This is a genomic window from Planctomycetia bacterium (genome assembly GCA_016795155.1).
Classification (GTDB): domain Bacteria; phylum Planctomycetota; class Planctomycetia; order Gemmatales; family HRBIN36; genus JAEUIE01.
This window is the reverse complement of sequence record JAEUIE010000041.1, coordinates 1-22,918: the sequence shown is the minus strand read 5'-3', so window position 1 is coordinate 22,918 and position 22,918 is coordinate 1. Positions and strand designations below refer to the sequence as shown.

Annotated in this window: 18 protein-coding genes; 10 read left to right on the top strand and 8 right to left on the bottom strand. The window is 49.9% G+C overall.

Annotated elements, in window-relative coordinates:
• The coding region (locus JNJ77_14510; GenBank protein ID MBL8823798.1) for a serine/threonine protein kinase at positions 1 to 127 on the bottom strand (127 nt) is incomplete at its 3' end.
• A 181-nt stretch (positions 128 to 308) separates the two neighbouring features.
• Between JNJ77_14510 and JNJ77_14505 the strand changes: the two genes are divergently transcribed.
• From JNJ77_14505 to JNJ77_14470, 8 genes are all read left to right on the top strand, one after another.
• Positions 309 to 899: a winged helix-turn-helix domain-containing protein gene (locus JNJ77_14505; protein MBL8823797.1), complete on the top strand. Its 591-nt coding sequence runs from the start codon at positions 309 to 311 to the stop codon at positions 897 to 899.
• A 560-nt stretch (positions 900 to 1,459) separates the two neighbouring features.
• Positions 1,460 to 2,515 carry a hypothetical protein gene (locus tag JNJ77_14500; GenBank protein ID MBL8823796.1) on the top strand — a complete coding sequence of 352 codons (1,056 nt, stop codon included), beginning with the start codon at positions 1,460 to 1,462 and terminating at the stop codon, positions 2,513 to 2,515.
• 5 nt (positions 2,516 to 2,520) lie between these two features.
• Positions 2,521 to 5,295, top strand: coding sequence for a DEAD/DEAH box helicase family protein (locus JNJ77_14495; protein ID MBL8823795.1), 2,775 nt, complete (start codon positions 2,521 to 2,523; stop codon positions 5,293 to 5,295).
• 254 nt (positions 5,296 to 5,549) lie between these two features.
• Positions 5,550 to 6,842, top strand: a complete 1,293-nt coding sequence (locus JNJ77_14490; protein ID MBL8823794.1) for a restriction endonuclease subunit S — start codon at positions 5,550 to 5,552, stop codon at positions 6,840 to 6,842.
• Positions 6,839 to 7,474 carry a DUF4062 domain-containing protein gene (locus tag JNJ77_14485; GenBank protein ID MBL8823793.1) on the top strand — a complete coding sequence of 212 codons (636 nt, stop codon included), beginning with the start codon at positions 6,839 to 6,841 and terminating at the stop codon, positions 7,472 to 7,474. The genes JNJ77_14490 and JNJ77_14485 overlap by 4 nt, the downstream gene beginning before the upstream one ends.
• Positions 7,461 to 8,855, top strand: coding sequence for a putative DNA binding domain-containing protein (locus JNJ77_14480; protein ID MBL8823792.1), 1,395 nt, complete (start codon positions 7,461 to 7,463; stop codon positions 8,853 to 8,855). Before JNJ77_14485 ends, JNJ77_14480 begins: the two co-directional genes overlap by 14 nt.
• Before the next feature lie 154 nt (positions 8,856 to 9,009).
• Positions 9,010 to 10,497 (top strand): SAM-dependent DNA methyltransferase, encoded by a 1,488-nt coding sequence (locus JNJ77_14475; protein ID MBL8823791.1) that lies wholly within the window; start codon positions 9,010 to 9,012, stop codon positions 10,495 to 10,497.
• A gap of 205 nt (positions 10,498 to 10,702) precedes the next feature.
• Entirely contained in the window at positions 10,703 to 11,467 is a 765-nt protein-coding gene (locus JNJ77_14470) for a hypothetical protein (GenBank protein MBL8823790.1), read from the top strand.
• Between the two features lie 788 nt (positions 11,468 to 12,255).
• On the opposite strand, the gene JNJ77_14465 is transcribed toward JNJ77_14470, so the two are convergent.
• Entirely contained in the window at positions 12,256 to 12,852 is a 597-nt protein-coding gene (locus tag JNJ77_14465; GenBank protein MBL8823789.1) for a GNAT family N-acetyltransferase, read from the bottom strand.
• A gap of 110 nt (positions 12,853 to 12,962) precedes the next feature.
• Complete coding sequence (locus tag JNJ77_14460; protein MBL8823788.1) at positions 12,963 to 15,371, bottom strand: arylsulfatase; 2,409 nt, start codon at positions 15,369 to 15,371, stop codon at positions 12,963 to 12,965.
• Between the two features lie 860 nt (positions 15,372 to 16,231).
• Here JNJ77_14460 and JNJ77_14455 point away from each other — a divergent pair.
• Positions 16,232 to 17,551 carry a hypothetical protein gene (locus JNJ77_14455; GenBank protein ID MBL8823787.1) on the top strand — a complete coding sequence of 440 codons (1,320 nt, stop codon included), beginning with the start codon at positions 16,232 to 16,234 and terminating at the stop codon, positions 17,549 to 17,551.
• A gap of 438 nt (positions 17,552 to 17,989) precedes the next feature.
• On the opposite strand, the gene JNJ77_14450 is transcribed toward JNJ77_14455, so the two are convergent.
• Positions 17,990 to 18,406 (bottom strand): hypothetical protein, encoded by a 417-nt coding sequence (locus JNJ77_14450; protein ID MBL8823786.1) that lies wholly within the window; start codon positions 18,404 to 18,406, stop codon positions 17,990 to 17,992.
• Between the two features lie 724 nt (positions 18,407 to 19,130).
• On the opposite strand from JNJ77_14450, the gene JNJ77_14445 reads away from it, so the two are divergent.
• Entirely contained in the window at positions 19,131 to 19,625 is a 495-nt protein-coding gene (locus tag JNJ77_14445) for an aspartyl protease family protein (GenBank protein MBL8823785.1), read from the top strand.
• Positions 19,626 to 19,973: 348 nt separating this feature from the next.
• Here the strand turns inward: JNJ77_14445 and JNJ77_14440 are convergent, their stop codons facing one another.
• From JNJ77_14440 to JNJ77_14425, 4 genes are all read right to left on the bottom strand, one after another.
• Entirely contained in the window at positions 19,974 to 20,594 is a 621-nt protein-coding gene (locus tag JNJ77_14440) for a hypothetical protein (GenBank protein MBL8823784.1), read from the bottom strand.
• Positions 20,595 to 21,009: 415 nt separating this feature from the next.
• Positions 21,010 to 21,624, bottom strand: coding sequence for a hypothetical protein (locus JNJ77_14435; protein ID MBL8823783.1), 615 nt, complete (start codon positions 21,622 to 21,624; stop codon positions 21,010 to 21,012).
• Positions 21,621 to 22,196: a hypothetical protein gene (locus JNJ77_14430; GenBank protein ID MBL8823782.1), complete on the bottom strand. Its 576-nt coding sequence runs from the start codon at positions 22,194 to 22,196 to the stop codon at positions 21,621 to 21,623. Before JNJ77_14430 ends, JNJ77_14435 begins: the two co-directional genes overlap by 4 nt.
• Positions 22,193 to 22,918 (bottom strand): hypothetical protein (locus tag JNJ77_14425; protein ID MBL8823781.1); only part of this gene is annotated, 726 nt, incomplete at its 5' end. The genes JNJ77_14430 and JNJ77_14425, both read right to left, overlap by 4 nt.

Sequence of the window (22,918 nt, the reverse complement as noted above, 5' to 3'; positions counted from 1 at the left end):
GGGCCTGCAGAAGTGCCTCCACACGCTTTCGCAACTCTGGCATGCCCTGACAGGCACGGTCCAGCAGCGCCGCCCGTTCCGAATCCGGCGTTTTGAGGGCTAATTCAAAGAGTGATTCTTCCGTCATGGCATGCCTCCCACCCCACTAGCGAGAATAGAGGCTGGCAAGCGTCAAAGATAGATATTTTTCTGAGGGATTTTGGATTATATTCCTCCTGAATCCTCCTCCCTTTCCTCCGTCATGCTCTAACTGTCATCCTGCGTAGCGAACATCATGGTGATGCCAGCACGCACCAGGAGACTGAGACATGGCAAACAAGAAACTGAAAGTTGGCGGATCGAGTGACCTGCGGTTGCCAACCAAAACAGTCAAAGGCGAGAAGAAAACCAAGTGGCAGGCCAAGACGGGTGGTAAGAATAAGGGGAAAGAACCGGCTGTCGAACCACATGAGTTGACTGCTCAAGAAGAGCACATTCTCCCGCCAGAACCAACGGACGCCGCGACAGTGGCAACTTCTCCCGACACTCGTATTGAGGAACCTACTCTGACCAACGAGGCGGCACCTGCTCATGATGAATCTACTGCAGCCGAGCCAGCCAAAGAAGCAATACCAGAAGAACCTGTCACCAAGAAGCCTCGCAAGCTCAAAGTCAAAGCTGACATCAAGCCCAAGAAGCTCAGCATGATGGCTGCAGCACTTCAGGTTCTGCATGAGCGCAAGGCCGCCATGACATGCCCGGAGTTGATCGATGTGATGGCGACTGAAGGTCTCTGGTCATCGCCAGGAGGTAAGACTCCTGCGAACACACTTTACGCTGCAATCAGTCGTGACATTAAAGATAAGGGTAAAGCTTCGGCGTTCAGGAAGGCGGAGAGGGGGAGGTTTGAGGGGAGGTAGGATCAGTAATCTTTGAGTATGCGGTCATGTTTGTGACCGCGTTTCTTTTGCGCATTCGCAGCGTGCTCTTCAATTGACGCTTCAGATTTGCTCGGAGTTTGAAAGGCTTTGAAGGAAATTCATCAACGATTTGAACGACATCAACAAACGCATGATACCCGCCGAATGCCCTGCCATCGTTATCTACACGAATGTGTTCAACGGCATGAATTCGATACAAACGGTCTTCCTCGACTATCACTTCCCCAACACAGGGTACACGGGTTAGCAAGGTACTAAAAACAGATTCATCGAAACTGTAGACAGCGACGCTAACCAGTTCTCTAAGTAATGGGTGTTCCGGATTGTATCTCTCGTGCAAAACGTGTTCTTTGGGTTTTCGCTTGCTCATGAGCTTGCCTTTTCACTGATGTGTTTCCTTCGTGGCTTGTTTGTTGTGCTATTTCAAGCGATGGAATGAACTTGCAAAGTACATTCGGTTGACGCAATTCACTATGCAACTTCACGAATCTAAGATAATCTATTGCAGAGGAATAAAACTAATGGCTGGATGAAGTTGTATGAGCACTCAACATCTCGCAAAAACAATCGAATCGTTGTTAGACAAAATCCGCAAATACCAAGACCGCCGAACTCGCTTAGGTGAACAGAACACCAAGGCCTCCCTCATTACGCCAATGATTCAAGCATTGGGCTGGGACACTAGCGATCCAGATGAAGTTTGTCATGAGTATCGGACGAAGTCCATTGACAGCCCTGTTGATTATGCACTTTGCATCAGTAAACCCATTCTGCTGATCGAAGCAAAAGGACTTGGCGAAGCACTCGATGATCGGAAGTGGATTGTCCAAGTTCTCAGTTATGCCACAGTTGCAGGCGTCGAATGGTGCCTGCTGACTGATGGTGACGAATACCGAATTTACAACTCCGCAGCTGCTGTCAATGCAGATGAGAAACTCTTCTACAAAATCAAGCTAACTCAGACGAGCATCCAGGAGTCGATGAGCGTACTCTCACTGATCTCGAAACGAGAATTGGCTGGCAATAATCTTCGTGAATACTGGCAGTCACAAGTTGTAGATCGCCGTGTTCGAGAATGCCTCCGCAGTATGGTGTCCAAACCAAGCACCATGCTTGTCCAACTTCTGAAAACGCAGATCAAAGACCTTAGTGCAAATGACATCAAACAATCACTCATGCGTCTTGATCCACGTTTTGAATCGCCGATCATTCCTCAGCGAGCCAACACGGAAACCCGTAAGCACAAGGCTTCAAAGCTGAAATTGGTCAAACCTCTTGAAAGAGCCAGTTCAACTGTCAGTCTCGAAGAACTAATCAATGCAGGTATCATTCCAGCACCGATCAGATTATTTCGCAAATACAAGGGTAGTAAGGTTGAAGCTCAACTTCTTAGAGACGGCACTATTGAATGTAATGGCAGCGTATTCCGTTCCTGTTCTACAGCGGCCAGTGAAGCTCGAAGCAAAGTCGTTGGCAAGCACCTGGCCACGAATGGGTGGGAGTTTTGGCAATTAATGCTCGACGACAAAACTACAGTTACTCTCGACGATTGTCGTGAGCAATACTCAAAACAGCACAGGCGACGACACGCTTAAAGACCATGCTCCCCGAACAAGCCGCCCGCCAAGACATTGATCGCCAGCTCACCGAATGCGGTTGGCAAGTCCAGGACTTCAGCCAGATGCACATCTCGGCCGGTCTAGGCGTGGCCGTCCGTGAGTTTCCCCTTTCCACGGGCGAAGCTGACTACCTTCTCTATGTCGATGGCAAAGCCATAGGAGTAGTTGAAGCCAAGCCCGTTGGTCACACACTCACCGGAATCGAGACACAATCAAGTAAGTACGCCGACGGCTTACCTGCCAATCTACCCAGTTACAGACTTCCTCTCCCGTTCGCCTACGAGTCCACTGGAGCCGTCACCCAATTTACCAATCAAATGGAACCCGATGCCCGCAGTCGGCCTGTCTTCGCGTTCCATCGCCCGGAAGAACTGTTACGCTTGGTTAAGATGGATCAGCAGGTCCGCACCTGGATCCGAAGCATGCCTGCACTGAACGTTGAAGGTCTCTGGCCCCTCAAGATCACCACTATCAACAACCTGGAAAAGTCGCTAGCCGACAATCGGCCCCGCTCCCTCATTCAAATGGCCACTGGCAGCGGTAAGACGATGACTGCGGTAATTGCTGCCTATCGCCTCATCAAGTTCGCACATGCTAAACGCATCCTCTTCTTGGTAGACCGCAACAACCTCGGCAAACAAACTCTCAGCGAATTTCAGAACTACCTAAGCCCCTACAACGGCTACAAGTTCACCGAAGAATACACCGTCCAGCATCTGAAGAAAAACACCATCGACCCAGCCTCCAAGGTCTGCATCACCACCATCCAGCGCCTTTACTCCATGCTAAAAGGGGAAGAGGAATACAACGAAGCCAACGAAGAAGGCTCACTTTATGAAGCAGATACCTCGCTGGTCAAGGAAGCGTTGCCGGTCGTCTACAATCCGAAGATTCCAATAGAAGCATTCGACTTCATCATCGTCGATGAATGCCACCGCTCGATCTACAACATCTGGCGGCAAGTGCTCGATTACTTCGATGCCTTCCTCATCGGCTTGACTGCCACACCCAGCACCCAGACCATAGGCTTCTTCAACAGCAACCTCGTCCAGGAATACACCCACGAAAAGGCTGTCGTGGACCGCGTCAATGTGGGCTACGATGTCTACCGCATTGAAACGGAAATCACTGCCAACGGTGCCCAGCTCAAGAAAACGCCAGGCCTCTTTGTACCGCACCGCGACAAACGCACCAAGAAAACCAAGCACAAACAACTCGATGATGACCTAACCTACACTGCGAATCAACTTGACCGTGATGTGGTAGCCGAGAATCAAATCAGGCTCGTTATCCGCACTTTCAAAGAGAAGCTGCCCGAAATCTTCCCCGGCCGTACCGAAGTTCCCAAGACGCTGGTCTTCGCGAAGACCGATCTTCATGCCGAAGACATTGTCCGCATCATTCGTGAAGAGTTCGCCCGTGGCAACGACTTCTGCCAGAAGATCACAAACAAAAGCCACAAGCCCGATGAATTGCTTCAGCAGCTACGCACTGCTTACAATCCTCGTATCGCTGTCACAGTGGACATGATCGCGACGGGGACCGATGTCAAGCCACTGGAATGCCTGATCTTCATGCGTAACATCCGCTCACTCAACTACTTCGAGCAGATGAAAGGCCGTGGCTGCCGGATTGTTGATCCCGATGTCCTGCAAAGTGTCACTCCCGATGCCCGACACAAGACTCACTTTGTCATTGTCGATGCCGTGGGAGTTTGTGAAGACGAGAAATCCACGACCAAGCCACTCGACAGAAAGCCCTCGGTTAAACTCGATAAGATTCTCAACCTGGTGGCTGCTGGTGCCGTCACGGATGACATTGTTTCCACCCTGGCGGCTCGTCTGGCCCGACTCGATCAGAAGGTGGGTCCCATTCATCAGAAGGAAATCCAGAAAGCTTCTGCTGGGCAATCGCTCGCCAAGCTCAGTGCCACGTTGCTCACCAGCATTGATCCCGATGTGAATGCTCAACTCGCCAAACATAAGTTCAGCATTCCCGCAGACCAGGAACCCAATGAGAAACAGATCGACCAGGTGGAAAAGGAACAGATGACCGCTGCACTGCAGCCATTCCTGGATCCCAAGCTCAGAAATATCGTTATGCAAGCCAAAGAAATGGCTGAGCAGATCATCGATAAGGTCACTCCCGACTCCATCAATCGCTCAGGCTTCGATGCGGCAGCTCTGGAGAAAGCCAAGTCGCTAGTGACCAGTTTCAAGCAGTTCATTGAAGACAACAAGGACGAGATAGAAGCCCTGCAGATTCTCTACAGTCAGCCCTATCGTGCCGGCCTGCGCTTCAGCCAGGTGAAAGACTTGGCATCCAAGCTCAGTCAAAAGCCTTTTTATGTCGATCCCAGCCACCCCGAGACGCTCATGCATATCTGGCAAGCCTACGAACTGGTTGAGCCAGACAAGGTACGTGGCAAAGGTGGGAAACAACTAGTGGATGTCATCGCCCTTGTTCGCCATGTTATCGATCCCAACAAACCCCTGGCTCCAATTGGCATCACAGTCGAAGAACGGTACCAGCAGTGGCTCACCGAAAAGCAATCAGCTGGTGCAACCTTCACTCCCGATCAACGAAAATGGCTCGATGCCATCAAGGATCACATCGCAAGCAGTTTGAACGTTGAGCAGGACGACCTGAACGAGGTGCCGTTCAATCAGATCGGCGGACTGGGGAAGGCGTATGAGCTATTTGGGGAGAAGTTGCATGCTATCCTCACAGAGTTGAATATGAGGCTGGCGGCATGAGTGAAGTCACAAACAAAAAGGGAGAGTATTTCACTCCGCATGGCTGGAAAAGAGTAAATGGAAGTGAGTTGTTCAGCTTTATCACAAGCGGCTCTAGGGGGTGGGCTAAGTACTACTCCGACGCCGGGCCTCTTTTTTTGAGAGTGGGTAATCTCGACCACGCTTCGATACAACTTGATCTAACAAATGTTCAAAGAGTCACTCCACCATTAACTCTTGAAGCTAAACGAACGAAAGTGTGCGGTGGAGACATCTTGATTTCTGTTACAGCCGATGTTGGCATGATCGGTGTAGTTCCTAATGCATTTGAAGATGCCCATATCAATCAACACGTGGCGATATGTCGTCCTCACGACGGCAATGATGTGCGTTTCGTAGGGTGGTTCTTGGCATCAGAAGCTGGTGGACAAAAACAGTTTCGGCAACTTCAGCGAGGTGCGACCAAACAAGGACTAGGGCTTGACGACATACAAAACCTGAATGTTCCGCTCGCTCCACTCAACGAACAGCACCGCATCGTCGCCAAGATTGAAGAACTCTTCTCCGACCTGGATGCCGGGATGGCGGCGTTGGAGCGGGCGAAGGCGAATCTGAAACGATACCGCGCCGCTCTCCTCAAAGCCGCCGTCGAAGGCAAGCTCACTGAAGCCTGGCGAAAAAAGCATCCCAAGACGGAACCCGCTTCCAAACTCCTCGAACGCATCCTCACCGAACGCCGCCAGAAGTGGGAAGCTGACCAACTTGCCAAGTTCGCCGCCGCTGGCAAACAGCCACCCAAGAACTGGCGGGAGAAGTATGTGGAACCATCGCCACCGGAAACGAGTGGGTTGCCGGAGTTGCCGAAGCGGTGGTGTTGGGCTACGATCCAACAACTTGCTTTTGTTGACGTGGGATTTGCTTTCAAGAGTGCAGAGTTCGCTAAAACTGGAGTCCGCTTGCTACGTGGCGAGAATATGGAACCTGGGAGGCTGCGTTGGAAAGATGTCCGCTATTGGCCACATGACAAGCTTGCTGGTTATGAGCACCTGCTCGTAGAAGAGGGACAGATCATTCTTGCGATGGATCGACCGATGGTCTCAGCTGGTCTAAAGCTTGCAAGGGCACAAGCGAGCGATTTACCTTGCCTGCTTGTGCAACGGATGGCTAGATTGCGAATGATCGACGAGTGTCCAACAGATTTTTTGCATTATTCGATGCAGACCCAAGCGTTTATTAACCTTCTGCTTGGTGATCAAACAGGAACTCAACTCCCTCACATTAGCGGGGCTGGGATCGAAAGATATGTAACACCATTACCTCCACTATTGGAGCAAAAGCAAATAGCGTCTGAGGTCTCTGAAAACCTGTCACAAATCGAAAGTGCCGAAGCCGCCATCACCCGCGACCTCCTCCGAGCCACTCGCCTTCGTCAAAGCATCCTCAAGCAAGCCTTCGAGGGAAAACTAGTGCCGCAAGACCCCAGCGATGAACCAGCGGGGGTGATGCTGGATAGATTCAAAATTGTAGCTGCAAGATTATCCAAGACCTCAAAGCGAGGTCGAGTATGAACAACCCCATTCAGACCATTTCAGCCGTTGCAACCATAACGCCTTTGAAGATCATGGTCGCCTCGACAGTCTATCATTTTGAAGATCACTTACTTCAAATATGTGGCGTGTTAAGGAACTATGGTTATCATGTTCTAAATTCGCATGCAGGTACGATACATATACCTCCTGGCAATTCCAATCTTCAAGCGTGCTTGAAGGCAGTTGAGGAATGCGATTTATTCCTGGGTATTATTCGACCTTTCTATGGTTCGGGAAAAATAGGAGAGCGTTCTATTACACATGAGGAAATATTACATGCTGTTAAGCTGAATAAGCCACGTTGGTTTCTCGCTCATACACATGTTACATTTACCCGACAGTTTATGCGGCAATATCTATTTACCAAGAAGGGACAGCGCAGGAAGAAACAGCCTGTGTTTAAAAAGACTCCAGTCTTTGACGATTTGCGAGTATTGGAGATGTACGATGACGCCATTCAGGCGCATGTTCCTATAGAAAAAAGAGCAAGTCATTGGGCTCAAGAGTACTTCCACTTGTCAGATGCTTTTGTTTTTATCGAGACTCAGTTTCGCGATGTTTCAAAAGTCCGAGATGCATTACACATCGGAGGACATCATGACAAAAAATGAGTTGAGCGAAAGGTTGTCACAACAAGAAAGTTCAACACTTGAAATGACCGCGCAATACGACCGTGACCTGCTTGCTCGTACCGTGTGTTCTTTCTTGAATAGTCAGGGTGGGACACTCTTTTTAGGTGTCAGGCCAGATAGAAGTTTAGTTGGATACAACATTAGCTTGCAGCAAGTACATCAACTTAGATCTTATTTAGCCGAAAAAATAAAGCCTGCCGCTTCCTGGACTGTGTCTGATGAAGACGTTGATGGCATACCAATATTGGTTATTGAAGTTCCGCGAGGGGGGCAAAAGCCTTATTTGATCGACGGTACTATCTGGATTCGACAAGGTGCTCAGAACATTCATGCAAATCCAGAGCATATCCATCAAATCATCTTGGAACGATCAAAATCTGATCTTCGCTGGGAACGACAACCTGCACTTGGATGCGAACTTAGTGATTTGGATCAAAACGAGATTCGTTTAGCTGCAAACGAAATCATGTCGACTGGTAGGCTATCTTTCAATGACCCTACCGATATCAAACTTGTTCTCCAGGATTTATCACTTTTACATTTTGGTCAAATCACTAACGCTGCAGTTATACTTTTCGGGAGTAAGCCAACTAAGTTATTTCCGCAAGCTGCTGTACGAGTGACTTCCTACAGTACTGATCGGACTGGTGCAGAATTACCTTTTGACGAGAACATCATATTGCATCTCTTTGGCTGTTTACGCAGGATCGAGGAACTCATCAAACAAAAGATCAGCATAACTTCACGATTCATTGAGAACCAATTTCAAAGAGAAGATCAACTGAATTTTCCTTTTGGAGCCATTCGAGAAGGAATCATCAATGCCCTAGTGCATCGTGATCTTTCTCAAGTGTCGGGTGGAACTTTCATCGAGATATTTCCTGACCGGTTCAGCATCTGGAATGCGGGATCACTCCCCAATGAACTGCCTTCGCGGGAATTGTTTCGTGAACATCCTTCACTTCCACGTAATCCCGATCTTGCGAACGTATGCTTCCTACGTGGTTACATCGAAAAGATCGGAAGAGGAACGCTATTAATTGCCAAAGAGCTTGAGCTAGCTGGCTTTGAAAAGCCTCGTTGGGAATCTAATGCCTCTGGAACTCGCCTAACATTTATCAATCGCCTGTCTTCGCGAAAATCAGCTGACTCACGACTCAATGAAAGACAGTTGCAATTGGTGAAAAAACTACGGCCTGGCGAACAAATCAGACTTGCCGACTATGCCAAGGAAATTGAGAGCACAGAGCGCACTGCTCGCAGTGATTTAGCTTTACTGGTAAAGAGTGGCTTTTTACGAAGGCAAGGTTTGGGGAAGAGCACTTTCTATATTCGAACTGATAGGCAAGCAAATGCCTAACTCTTCCGGATATTTCCTTATATCGTTGCATGACATCCAAAAGAACTGGAGCAAAGGCTTATTTGATAAGGACTTATGGTAATCAAAGTTAGTATGTGTAGTTCTATTTTGTTTCCGGTAACTTCCGGAATGGTAATGTCGAGAGCACTGATTCATGACCAACGACTCCCAACAAATCGTCAACAAAGCCTGGAATTTCGCCCACGTTCTGCGAGACGATGGCCTTTCGTACATGGCCTATACCGAGCAGATTACGTTTCTGCTCTTTCTCAAGATGGCAGACGAGCAGACCAAACCGCCTTACAATCGGCCTGCGATCGTGCCGTCCCAGTACAGTTGGGAAAGCCTGCTCAAACGGGAAGGCGATGAACTCGAAGCCCACTACCGGCACATCCTCGAAGAACTGGGCAAGAAGCTGGGCATGCTGGGTGAAATTTTCAAGAAAGCCCGCCCTGAAATTCAGAACCCTGCCACGCTCCGCCGATTAATCGTCGACCTCATTGATACCGAAAAATGGTCTTCGATGCAGGCTGATGTCAAAGGCGACATCTACGAAGGGTTACTCTCCAAAAGTGCAGCCGAAAGCCCCAAGGGCGCTGGCCAATACTTCACACCCAGGGAACTCATCAAAGCTATCGTCGATTGTGTTCAGCCCACTGCGAATGATACAGTTTGTGATCCGGCTGCTGGTACAGGTGGGTTTCTTTTATCTGCTTACGATTACGTGGTCAAACATCAGGGGAGCAATCTCGACAAGGACAAGAAGAAGCACCTGCGGACGAAGTTCGTCAAAGGCTGGGAGCTAGTCCCCAACACCGCCCGGCTGTGCATTATGAATCTCTACCTGCATGGTATCGATGCTGACCCATGCCCGATCAAGTCTGGCGTGGACAGTCTGGCGAATGACCCAGGTGAACGATTCTCCGTAGTGCTGACCAATCCACCGTTTGGGAAGAAAAGCAGTATTGCAGTCGTCAATGAAGAAGGCGACCTAGAGAAGGAAGATACCGCCTACGAACGCCAGGACTTCTGGACGACGACCAAGAACAAGCAGCTCAACTTCGTTCAGCATGTGAAGACGCTGCTCAAGGTGAATGGCCGTTGTGCCATTGTGGTACCGGACAATGTGTTGTTTGAAGGTGGAGCAGGCGAAACGGTGCGCAAGAACCTGCTCAAGCAATGTGATGTGCATACCTTGCTTCGACTGCCTACAGGCATCTTCTACGCCCAAGGCGTGAAGGCCAATGTCCTCTTCTTGGATGCCAAACCCGCCCAGGAGAACCCGTGGACGAAGACGCTATGGGTGTACGACCTGCGAACCAACATGCACTTCACCCAGAAGACCAATCCCCTGAAACGCGCCGACCTCGATGAGTTCGTCGAATGCTACCGCCCCGGTAAACGCCACCTCCGCAAACCCCTCTGGAGCGAAGCCAACCAGGAAGGCCGCTGGCGAAGCTACGACTACGAAGACCTGATCAAGCGGGACAAGGTAAATCTCGACATCTTCTGGCTCAAGGATAAAAGCCTGGAAGATTCAGATGATCTACCAGAGCCAGATATTCTGGCGCAAGAGATTGCCGACGACTTGGAGACTGCGCTGGAGCAGTTCACTGCGATAGCGGAGAAGTTGAAGAAATAAAATGGTCTCGTCATCGAATTACAATTCAGAATCGAAAGGAGGTGTTTAGCTTGAAAGCCATTTTGAAAGAAGCCCAAAATACCTAGAACAGCGGGATAACCACAAGCTGGGCTGTTGGATAACCAACTAGGTGACCATCCACCTAAAAGGCTAAGGAATCGATGTGGAATCGCGACAACATACTCTGCAAGCCACGAGATGGGTTGTGGCTCATCGTTTTATTTGGAATACGTGCTGGATGAAGGACTCTTTGCTTCCTCCAAAGCCTGAAATAAGGGATACAATCCACACCCTTTTACGCGCCCTTATTTCCACTATCCCAATTGTGGGGGGGCCTGCGGTGGAGATATTCAATGCGATACTCACCCCACCCATCGAGAGAAGAAAAAATGAATGGATGTGCAATGTAGCTCAAGATCTTGCGCAACTGCAACAGAATGACGATAGCCTAGTCGATCGAATCATAGCAGATGAAAAGTTTGTGTCGGTGCTACTACACGCTACGCACGTAGCCATTCGGAATCACCAAGCAGAGAAGCTGCTAGCGCTAAAGACAGTAGTGTTGAACACGGCGAAAGGAATCGACCTAAATGCAGACCTGGAGCTTTTGTTCATACGGTATGTTGATGAACTCTCACCTTCACATTTGAAAGTTCTTGAATTTCTTTGTTCCACTGAAAGAAAAGTAGCACATCTAATCAAGTATCAGCAGCTTTACGATGAATTCAAAAAGAAAACCAACATCGATTTGAGTACCGACTTTTTCAAATTGGCCTGTGATGATTTAAAGGCCCGCAGCCTTGTACGTGTTTCAAGCGACCTTGAAGACTTCCCTGGACTCTATGTGATACAGCCGCTTACCGCAGTATCTTCAAATGCTAAGCCAACAATAATTGTGACTGAAATTGGGCACAAGTTCATTGACTTTGTCCTCAACGATCAGATACAGCAGGTCAGCACGTCTCGTTAGATGTTCATGGCTACAATCGGCTCCACTTCACACTATTAATCCGTTCCCAAGGAACAAAGTCCGACGCGAGAGACTCAACGTTTGCTTCTTATCCGAGATAAGCATCCTGCGAAGACGAAGTCCCCCTCCCTAATGGTTGAAGCTTCGAAACTATCTTGCTTAGTCGCCCCTCACACAACGAGGCTGGTGGCGTATATTGGCCCGAAAACTGTCGGCACCATGTTTCTTACCGATGTCCCGCAGGTGCCTTCGAGTCAAGTTAACCCCCTTGTACTCCCCAAACAGAGAACCAGAGAGCTTATTGACCCCACACAGTCACTAACACCAAACCTTAAGCAAAAATGAACCTCTCTCTAACGCTCCGGCTCATCCTGCCAACCGCTACAACCCTTCCAAGATTCAACGCAAAAACGCCAGACTCTCTGCCTGGCGTCGGGCGTAAACCGTGTTGTAATAACAGCCTCGATGAAGGCTTGCAAGCTCCCCCTATGGGGCGCGCTTCAAGATGTTCTCTCTCATTAAAGTGCAGAGAGAGCGTGTCAGTGGAAGCTGTTGATAATTATCTACTTACATCAAACCAAATCATGAAAGGCTGTTAACCCACGAAAAACCTCTCTCCACCCTGGTAGAGAGAAAATGCCTCGATTTCTCTCTACCAAGCGGTTTGGCGTTAACCAGGCTGTAGGAGAGATGTCCATTTCCCTGTTCCAGATTTGCTGGCTGAATGTGCCGATTTTGATCGCGAATTGTCTGCTCATTCGGTAGTCTGGCGGGGTGGAAATATGATGTCATACCGTTGGCAGATTTGGACTTGTGGAGATTGATGCGTTGCAGAGACGGAGTGCCATATAAGTATACCCAAAGCGTTGTCCATCAAGTTCGAACATTTCAGGCACTTCTCCAACCTTGACAAAGCCAAACCGATAATAGAGTTTCTTGGCGGCTTCATTGACACTGAGAACCTGAAGATCAATCCACTCCAATTGCCCAGTTGTGCGTGCCCAACTTGCCGCAAATTCAAGCAGAGAATAGCCTACTCCGGATTTCCTGTTGAGGCTACACACACCGATTCCAAGCAGACATCGATGTGAGGCGAAATGCTCGGGGTGCCCTCGTAAGTCGATATGACCTGCAATCTGGCCACTGGATGATAACGCCAGCCACAAGCGACGCCAGCCTGGCTTGGCAAATTCGACAGTCAAGGCGCTGCGAAAACGTTCTTCACGCTCGATCGAGAAGTTCGATGATTCTCGAGGCATTGGTAGAAAGTAACCAATGCCAGATGCACCGTTCTCAGCCACGTGTTCTCGCAGGTAGACAAAGAACTTATCCAAACGCTCTGACTCATCCGGACCGATTAGATGAATGGTCACCGAATTACTCATTGCGACTCCCAAAAACTCAACTCAGCCCATCAGTAAGTGGGCCTTCGAATCTCTTTTTTCATTTCTGGCTTTTCGGACACTATTGTACCTTGTGGCCTTGCCGATCAGATTTACTGCAAATCGATTGTGACCTTCTCAATCTTGCCGGTGAACTTGTACGGCGGCTTGTACGTGTCCACAATGGGTGAACCGCTGTCCTCGCCCACGCCGAACGTGTCGATGCCGAAGCGGCCGGCGACCGTTTGCTTAATTTGACCGGATCCGACCTCTTTTCCATTCACCGTGAGAGTGACCATCCCGCCTTTGCCGACCTCGCCGGACTTGCCCTGGTAGTCGAAACGCACGACGACCGTAACCTTGCCTTTCGGCAACGGCTCCTGCGATGTCACAGAGGTACGTTCGTCTTCAAACCAGTTGTAGTGGTAGATGAGCTTCCCTTCCTTGTCGACGTACAGGGAGAATCCGGCGGACTGCCCGCCGAACGCGAGGATGACGCCCTCGACCCCCTTCTCGGGCACAACGACATCGGCCGTGATTGTGTGAGACTTATTCTTGACGTTCGGTGCGGCGGTCTCTGCCAGACGCTTAGCCCCGGTGAAGAACGTGAAGGACTTGCGGGTCGGGTCAGACGGCGTCGGCTTCGGCGAGATGAGGCGGCCAATCCCGCGGTCGTCGAGTGGGTAGACACCGTACTTTTGCGCCTCAGCGTCGAATATTTTTTTCATCTCGGCCAGCTTCCCCGGCATCTTCGCAGCGAGGTCGTTGGCTTCGCTGTAATCCTCCTTCAGGTTGTACAGTTCCCATTTGTCCTTCTCCCAGTTGCCCGGTGCGAAGTCCTGCCGCCAGGGGAACGTGTGCTGGGCACAGGCCATCCACCCGTCATCGTAGATCGCCCGGTTGCTGAACACCTCGAAGTACTGGCGGTTGCGAACGGGCTTCGCGTCCTTCTTGTCGAACGTCGACAGGAACGACACTCCATCCATCGGCTTCTGAGCGATGCCGTCCACCGATTTCGGTGCAGGCAGTGCTGAGGCCTCGAGAATGGTCGGAAGGACGTCGATCAGGTGGAGGAACTGGTCACGAGTGCCTCCCTTGTCCTTGATCCGTGCCGGCCACGACACCACCATCGGGTTGCGCGTGCCGCCCAAGTGCGAGGCCACCTGCTTCACCCACTGGAACGGGGTGTTCCCGCACCATGCCCATCCGACCGGGTAATGCGGTTCGGTGCTCGGTTCGCCGATCTTGTCCAGGTGCTTGATCGTCTCTGCAAGCGGTGTCTGAATCCCGCTCAGGCTCTTGACCTCGTTGATGGTGCCGTCGAACCCACCCTCCGAGCTTGCGCCGTTGTCGCCGACGATGTAGATCACCAGCGTGTTTTCTGCGTCCGGCAGTTCCTTGATGGCATCCAGCAGTCGGCCGGTTTCGTGGTCGGCATACGATAGGTAGCCGGCGAAGTTCTCCATGAGCCTTGCGTAGAGTTTTTTCTGATCGGCGGATAATTTGTCCCACTCCTGCACCCATTCGGGGCGCGGCGTGAGTTTCGTGTCCGGTGGTATTACGCCAAGTTTTTTCTGCCGCTCGAACGTCTCTTCTCGGACTTTCTCCCATCCTGCGTCGAACTTGCCCTTGAACTTGTCCCGCCATTCTTTCGGTGCGTGGTGCGGTGCGTGGGCGGCACCGGGGGCGAAGTACATGAGGAACGGCTTCTGCGGGGCGACAGACTTACTGTACCGCATCCAGTTGATCGCCTTGTCCGTCATGTCCGCCATGAAGTGGTAACCTTCTTCCGGCGATTTGCTCGGCTCGACCGGCGTCTGGTTCTCGAAAATCACCGGGTAATACTGGTGCGTCTCGCCGCCGATGAACCCATAGAAGTAGTCGAATCCCAGACCAGTCGGCCATCGGTCGAAAGGACCGGCGATGCTACTTTCCCAGTCGGGCGTATTGTGGTTCTTGCCAAGCCAGGACGTCGAGTAACCGTTATCGCGCAAAATACGGCCCATCGTTGCAGTGGTCCGCGGGATCAGGTTGTTGTAACTATCGAAACCGGTGGCCCACTCAGCCAGAAACCCGGTGGCGCAATTGTGGTGGTTCCGGCCCGTGATCAGGGCCGCCCGGGACGGGCCACAGATCGCTGTCGTATGGAACCGGGTATACTTGAGCCCATCCGCCGCCAACTTATCCAGCGCTGGCGTCGGCACTGGCCCGCCGAACGTGCTGATCTGCCCGTAACCGACATCGTCGAGCAAGATCACCACGACGTTCGGTGCCCCTTTCGGGGCCGACGGCAACACCGGCCAAGCCTCTATAGAGTCCTTATAAGTGTTGCCGACTTTGCCGCTGAACGGGGGCGAAGCGATCGGTAGCACGGTGCGATCGAAACTCGCAGAAGCATCACCTTTCGCTTGAGGCTTCGATTCGCGGGCGGTGACCTCGGCGATTCGTCCAGATGCGACCAACCACCCGAGTGCACAGCCGACAGCCAAGAGCGATGTGGATAGGAGAACGCGCGAACGCATGGGATGAAACCTTGGGTTGAGTCAAGATCGGGTTGGGAACGCGGTCCGGGAAACAATCCCGTCCTCAAGATCAATGACAAGTTATTTCATGTCGATGACCACACTCTCGATCTTACCAGTGAACTTATACGGCAACTTTTAGGTGAAGTCCACGGGCCGAGCCAATATCCATGCCGATTTTGCCGCTGAACGGGGGCGAAGCTATCGGTAGCACGGTGCGATCGAAACTCGCAGAAGCATCACCTTTCGCTTGAGGCTTCGATTCGTGGGCAATGACCTCGGCGATTCGTCCAGATGCGACCAACCACCCGAGTGCAGAGCCGACAGCCAAGAGCGATGTGGATAGGAGAACGCGCGAACGCATGGGATGAAATAGGGCGCGCTTCAAGATGTTTTCTGCATGGTGTAGAGAGAAATGATGTCGGCCCAACATACTGTGGCATAATGAGTTATGGAATGGGTCTAAAAATCGGTGTTAACTGGTTCACCTATCTCTTTCGGTGAGGGAGAGAGGTTTGTCGCCAAGATATCTCTCCGGAGGGGCTGGCTGTTAAGCAGGCTGTATTAGAGAGGTTCATGCAACCCCCTTTTTTAGCAGGCTTCTGAGCAGCTACGAGCGCCGAGAGGCGTGAGATGGAAGCCACTCGCCTGTCGTTGACAAGATTTGATTCAGTCGCGCTCTCATGTTTATTCGTAAATGGCCTTCGTGTCTCTTTGTTCAGTTCTGGCTTTTCGGTCACTATTGTACCTGACGGACTTCAACTTCACCGATTTCCTGATTTCATGATTGTCACTGCTTCTCAGAAAAGCTACACTTCTCGGGCATCGTCGTGGTCGAATACAAGAAAGCTAGGTAACGTATGGCCTATGGTGACTGGATCAAAGGCAAGCTGTGGTCGCAAGTGCGTGATGCCAACACGATCTATGACAACAGCAGAGAATGGGGCTTTGGCTGGTGGTTTGCCTATTTCTGGAAGGAAATCGCGATTAATAACCGTGACGACCGAGCGCTCAAGGAAGTGATCGCGGATGTCCTCGCCCCCCTGTTCCCCGTGAATATCGCGGCGATGACATCGACCCAGCAGATGACCGAAGCCAACCGGGTCGCCGCCGCGCTCATTCAGGTAATACCCGAACCAAGGGATTTGAATGCGCGACCCGGTCACTATCGCACCATGCTGACCAAGCTGCTGAAAGTCGGCTTCAAAGAGATGCCCTACACGCGAGTGGGCTCGTCAGACCCTCTCGCCAGGAATATGTTTCTCGATCGGATCAGCGTCCAGAAGAGCGGCAGGCCGATTGATGTCGCGATTGCCTACCGTGGTGACACCCGTCCGTTCGAGACGGTCTGCCTGCATGGCGGTGCGAAGGCGCGCGCTGACCTCGGCGTCATGAATATGAATCAGCCCTGGCATCCATTCAGTGATCCTGTTGTCGGTTCCAAGCTCTATGCGCGTGGCGCCTCTGGCGACAACTGCCTTTACTCCGTAAACAGTGTTGCTGCCGACGTTTCGATTCCCGTGGGCTTTCCGTTGATCGAGGACCAGAACATCTACTCCCTGCCCACGCTGCCGGCGACGGAAACGGTACGCAATCTGAGCAAGTGGAATTTTCGGATGTTGCGCGATGCTAATAAAAAGCTTCCGGTCATGATTGCCAAGGCATCGGTTTCCGGAGTCCCGCAAGCGACCGGCCTGTTCCTGGCGACCGACACCTTTTTGTATGCCGTCAGGGTGAAGAAATCGGTCCACACGCAGGATTATGTCGAGAGCCATTTTAGCATCAAAAAGGATCAGTGTCACGAACGAGGGGTGCGTGACGTGAAGATGAAGAACTTTCTCGCCGGTGTTCAGATACGGCGGATTCACCTCGGACCGCGACGTCAAAATGGTGTGATCGGGTTCGTGCAGCAGCTCAGGTTCTATGAAGGCGGGCATTGGGTCACCAACCCCTCGGCGCAATTCGCCATGGATCACTTCTATGGCGATCAGACTGTTGGACAGGCGGCGATTCGGATGATCAGAAACCGATTCACGCCTATTATTCTGGGGGAAGCCGACGAGGCGCCATCCCCCATGCCGCATGTTACGCAAATCGATCAATGGAATCTGACCTTTGATCAGTTCAATGCGTACCGGTCAAGCAACCCTGCGAATTTCTATTACGGCGCTGTTCCGTAAGTGAAATACCACTATCTTCTGTTTTCCCTGTATTTCCTTCGTAATCTTCCCACAATCGGGCTGATCGATGTGTGACGAAGAAGTGCTGTCCACGGCACGAACTAACAATCCTCCTTATAGAGGGCGTTTGCGAACTATCTGCCCTGAGGAAGAGAGAATTTTTCATCAGCCGATGGTATTGCTGATTAATGGGTTACAATGGAATGGATTGCTGACAATCGCCACATATTAGAGAAGTTCTAGGCTTCGGCTGGGCGGCCTTTTGAAGAGCTACCGCCGCCGAGCAACGTGAGATGGAAGACACTCGCCTGTCGTTGACAAGATTTGATTCAGTCGCGCTCTCATGTTTATTCGTAAATGGCCTTCGTGTCTCTTTGTCAGTTCTGGCTTTTCGGCCACTATTGTACCTGACGGTTGATTACACTTAAGGTAATAATTTCAAGTTATAACTTGATTATCTGGAGCCGAAGGCTTCAATGGGTATTTTCTCAATCCAATGGCTAAATTGTATTCTCTAATTATATTTTCAACGCTAGTTGTAATCGTTCCGTTGAATGTTTCGTTTTCAAATCTTTTGTTAAATTTGTCTATCTTACTTTGAAGTAGCTCTCCTGTAATCATGCGCGATGCAGCATCATGAAAGTCTTTAACATCACTAGACTCTAATATCGTAAAAAAACCATCGCTACAGATTCCTTGTGCATCAATAATATAACACGCTTTAGAGAAAGGGTGATTGGATAATGTAAACATATGAATAACAATTAAACTATGAATATCTTTTGAGTCGAAGTACCATGCATCGCAGTGATACTTCGATTGAATATATTGTTTATATGCTTTAATGGCACTCATAACATGGACACTCATTAGAAATAACGCTCTAAGTTCAAAAGAGATCTTTGTGTTTAACTTGTGAGCGCCGCAAACCAAGATGGATTAAGTGGGTTGAAAGCACGAATTATTAGCTCCTTATGTTCTCTAAACATAAGCTTGCCAATTTCGCCACCCGCATACAAATCGCTTCCATTACTTAATAAATTATAGGCCTGGATCGATAAAAATCCATCCTCCGTCTATTCTCTTAAAAACCCAATCATCAAAAACGTCCCATCCTCGAATGTCGATGGTGGGATCTGGCAATAATGGAAGAATGGTTTGATTAACTTGCGGAGGTCCAACACCTGGATGAGTTGGCAATCCTAATGGCTCTCCATTCCCAACACCAGTACCTCCACCAACAGGCCCACCCGTTGGTGCTTCACTTATTGGAATATCATTTATGCATGCAATACTTCTCCAAATACGTGTAACAGCACCTTTAGAGCCATGGCCCAAATTGCCAAAAAAAAATCCAGATGGACCGGCTCGAAGATTGCCACCACCTGTGCAATTGCCGCCAATACTGCCGACACCGTTCCCTATTCCCTTTTTCCCTATAATGCCAATCGTTCCAGGTGATCCTAATCCAAATCCTTCTGTGCCAAATTACGAAAAACACCCACCAAAACGAATACCACATGAGGCGGAAAAAATACCACAATAATAAAAGTTAAACCTTGCGGAAAGGAGAGAGGTTATGGAAACTGCAATTTCATTGATTTTTTACATACTGCTGCTCAATTCTATTGACGCCGAATCTATTAGATATTTTAATAATGGGTATGTGGTTAATTATCCTAAAATTAACAAGGCGAAACAGATGATAATATCAATGAGATGCAATGATAAATATTACAATATGTTGGTTGATACAGGCGCTGCTGACTCTTACTTAAATTCAACATTGCTAAAGGACAGGAATTTTAAATGGAAAAGAATTGATGGAGTATTAGGTTCAGATCTACTTGGAACATCTAATGTAAGCCACGTCTGTGAAACAAGTATTGCAATAATTGGTGGAGTTAACATGAAGAAATCATACTTTATGTCACTTGATTTGTCATACATCAACAAATCATATGAATTGAGGAACATTGATCATATTGATGGGATAATTGGATGTGATATTATAGAAAAGCACAAATTTATTATCGATTACAATATGAAGAGGATATTTATTAAGAATAGATAGCATGAGGTGCAATAGTTGTCCCCGTGCCGGGTACCAATGGTGAAAAAATATGATCAGAGTGTTGTAAGGGACAAGGTACGATCCCAGAGGTCAGGTGGAAGAACAGTCTCTTTATTTTGATGCAGTGGGCAATTCGATGTGCGGCAACCGCGAACGATGCTGGTCGTACATCCGCGTCAGGATGCTGACGGCGGATTTGAAGTCGTAGCCGAGGATCATGAGCAGGTCGATGTTGTTGAGGACGGGAAAGAAGCACGCCAACTGCTGCAGGAGATACTAACTCATGATCCAGAGAATCAGGAGGCTACTCACAACCTGGAGATATTACGCCAGCACCAAAAGAGTGGACTAAGATCGAAGGAGCCGTGTCAAGGTAGCTTGTGCCTGGGAGAGCATTTCTTCAGTCGGTTCTGGCGGAATCGCCGTGTAATAATCTGAATCAATCCCCATGATCTGCTTGAAGGCGGCTGCTTGTTCGGGAGATTTATCCATAACCAGGGCTGCAAGCTCGTGATCCCCGTCCACAATACTTTCTTCAAACATACGCACGAGACTATCCCAATCCTTCCGCTTCATCTTCTTGATGGATTTAGGCTCCCATGATCTCATTGCATTCCAGTCGAAGACTTGCCATAAGGCTTGCTGATTGTCATCGGACTCACCATATTCAATTTCATCGTGTAGCATCCCTTGCATGATCTGGATAACAGCTTGAGCGGCTGCATTATAATAAGGATGGTCAGGAGGCGCGGGCACAGCGCTCTCATGTAGAGCCTCTGCCACCTGGCTCAGTATCAGAATCTTCTGCGGATGCGACAGGGACTCAAATACCTCAACGTCAGTTAACCTGGATTCTGTACCATTCTGCAGATCAGCGTCCAGTAACGACCAAAGCAGATCAAGACCTAATGTAAACACCTTCCACTCTTGTGCAGTGAGGACTCGCAAGCCATCAGCAGTGTGCCACATATAGAAGTTCCAGTTTCCGTTGCACTGCAATTTAACCTAGCCACAATGATGGAGCAATCATTATCATTTCACAACCTTTGACCAAGAAACTTCTCGCTCCCCCACTTCTCCGGGAACCCCAACACCAACACAGCGAAACAGCAGGCTGCAAACGAGTACCGTAACCTCCGAGAATGTTACAAAATGTTACGTTTTGTTACACATTTCAGACTTTTGCGCCCCGCCTATGTCTCTGCAAATGGAACAAAATGGAACAAAATGGAACACTTTCAAAAAAGTGACAGAAGTGTTCCAAACGAATCGAAGATCGACAAACTATGCGAATACCCGTTGTTTTATGGCCTTTTTCGCCAAGCCGATTGATTCGAATCTGTCAGGATTCATCTTTCTCTCATAAAAAGTGTTCCATTTACATTTAGCACATGCCCTGCCACCAGCGTTTTCGCTCCTGATAGGTTTCTTCATACTCTTGTTGGATGATCTCAGGCACACGGCACAGGCTGCTAACCGATGGCGGTTCGACCGAATGTCGACGGCACATCCACGCGTGGTAACCTTCCACCGTCAATGCGGCTTCCTGACATAACTCCAGTGCCTGTTGTAACCGTTCGATGCCAGGATTTTTCTCCCAGAGCAACTGAGCTGGCAGACTCATTTGCTGACAGAACAACTCCCAACCAGCGTAATAGGTTCGCAGGTGATAGCCGAGCACCAGAAACTGGTCGAGATGTTCGCATCTATCTTCATTGACTATTTCAGCAGGATCACTTGCGCTGCTATTGGTGGCCTTCTGATGAAGCAGGCAATCGAGATAGGTAACCGCCAGGTTGAAGAGTTTCAGATAAGTAAAGTCTGACAGTTCCAGGAATGCCTGAGCATATGGCCAGTGATCGGACATCGAGATAGTGCGAGGTTGGCTTGCCTTTGACAGTCGTTCACGCTCCGTATCATCGTTGCGACTTCCTGCTGCCAGGATGAGTCGAAACCGTTCTTCCGGGGTGAGGCATTCGTAGGACAGTTTGGCTTTCATAAGGGGACCTCTTGTAACTGAAAGTAATGGGACATTTCCTGGAGTTGCAAGTTCCATTGCTGCAAAGTCTGTTCAACCGTGACGAGTTGCTTCGCATCGATGCCATGTCGCTCCAATAGTTTCAGAACTTCTTCTTGAGTTGGCGAAGGCATGTGCATTTGACTGTAGGGCAAGAGCAGTCCGTCATAATTACCCCGGTTCAAGTCTGCTGCAGCAATCCCCTGCCCTTCACAAAGCAATTTCCAAGCCTGCGTATTGATCTGAAACACATAAGCCGTGGTATGCGCCACCAGATTCCAATCGGCAGTCGCTGATTCGTCATTGATCTGATGCAATGCCAGGAAATGGGTGCCCACCAATTCCAGCTGATCGCGAATATACTGTTGTGCCAGTGCGTGCAGCGCCTGCTCGGGTAAGAAGTGATTCGGCAAGCCTATCTTTCGACGGGGTGCACTGCTGAATAACCTCTGGTACTCGGCATCATCCTTTCTCAGATGCGCCGCGAGCAACAAGGGTATCCTTTCTCGAATCATGAGTTGCGGATAGAGCATATTTAAGCCTGGTAGTTTCATGATCTTTTCTTTCTGGCATGTAACACCGACTGCAGCGCTTCCAGCCGCTTATCCAGGACATCTACACCAATGGCACGTAACAATGCATCTGACAGACTGGCTGTTAAACGTGCTTTTTCGGGAGTGGATAATGGTGCCTGATCCAGCTGCCGTAGACGAGTGCCCAACAGCTCAACGACATCCGCAGAGGACATGGGAGAAGGCGTATCTGGAGAAGGGATACCGTGGAGCATTTCCTGCTCCTGCAAACCTTTGTAAGTATGCTCCAGAAGTGCCATGGCGGCTCGCACTCGATCACCATCGCGACGCCCTGTGCGTGCCACCGTAATGAGCGTTTCCACTGCCTGTGCCGACGCCGTCTGCAGTTGACCTATGGCTGATTCCACGACCTCACGTCGTGCCTGACGCAGGGCTGAACGGAACTGCGGTTCCTTCATCCAGCGGTGAATCGTCGTCCTTCCTACTCCGGTTTGGTCGGCTACTCGTGATAAATTGGTTTCAGTCAGCATGGCTCCCAATACCAGTTCCTGCTTACTGCTCAGTTTTCCCTGTGAGGCCAATGCAGCACCATCTGCTGCTAATTGCTCCAGATCAACTACGGGATGATGGTCTTGCGAAGAGGATGACTTGGGGGCATGACGCAGATGCACCAGCCAGGCAGTGTAGCGCAACAGATCAACGTGTTTGTTTGTGCCGATCCGCAGGCCAGCCTGGACGCGATG

Excerpts from the sequence above, each read along its gene's own strand:
- JNJ77_14505 (MBL8823797.1), top strand. The coding sequence starts at position 309 with ATGGCAAACAAGAAACTGAAAGTTGGCGGATCGAGTGACCTGCGGTTG.
- JNJ77_14500 (MBL8823796.1), top strand. The coding sequence starts at position 1,460 with ATGAGCACTCAACATCTCGCAAAAACAATCGAATCGTTGTTAGACAAA.
- JNJ77_14495 (MBL8823795.1), top strand. The coding sequence starts at position 2,521 with ATGCTCCCCGAACAAGCCGCCCGCCAAGACATTGATCGCCAGCTCACC.
- JNJ77_14485 (MBL8823793.1), top strand. The coding sequence starts at position 6,839 with ATGAACAACCCCATTCAGACCATTTCAGCCGTTGCAACCATAACGCCT.
- JNJ77_14480 (MBL8823792.1), top strand. The coding sequence starts at position 7,461 with ATGACAAAAAATGAGTTGAGCGAAAGGTTGTCACAACAAGAAAGTTCA.
- JNJ77_14475 (MBL8823791.1), top strand. The coding sequence starts at position 9,010 with ATGACCAACGACTCCCAACAAATCGTCAACAAAGCCTGGAATTTCGCC.
- JNJ77_14465 (MBL8823789.1), bottom strand. The coding sequence starts at position 12,852 with ATGAGTAATTCGGTGACCATTCATCTAATCGGTCCGGATGAGTCAGAG.
- JNJ77_14460 (MBL8823788.1), bottom strand. The coding sequence starts at position 15,371 with ATGCGTTCGCGCGTTCTCCTATCCACATCGCTCTTGGCTGTCGGCTGT.
- JNJ77_14455 (MBL8823787.1), top strand. The coding sequence starts at position 16,232 with ATGGCCTATGGTGACTGGATCAAAGGCAAGCTGTGGTCGCAAGTGCGT.
- JNJ77_14450 (MBL8823786.1), bottom strand. The coding sequence starts at position 18,406 with ATGAGTGCCATTAAAGCATATAAACAATATATTCAATCGAAGTATCAC.
- JNJ77_14445 (MBL8823785.1), top strand. The coding sequence starts at position 19,131 with ATGGAAACTGCAATTTCATTGATTTTTTACATACTGCTGCTCAATTCT.
- JNJ77_14440 (MBL8823784.1), bottom strand. The coding sequence starts at position 20,594 with ATGTGGCACACTGCTGATGGCTTGCGAGTCCTCACTGCACAAGAGTGG.
- JNJ77_14435 (MBL8823783.1), bottom strand. The coding sequence starts at position 21,624 with ATGAAAGCCAAACTGTCCTACGAATGCCTCACCCCGGAAGAACGGTTT.
- JNJ77_14430 (MBL8823782.1), bottom strand. The coding sequence starts at position 22,196 with ATGAAACTACCAGGCTTAAATATGCTCTATCCGCAACTCATGATTCGA.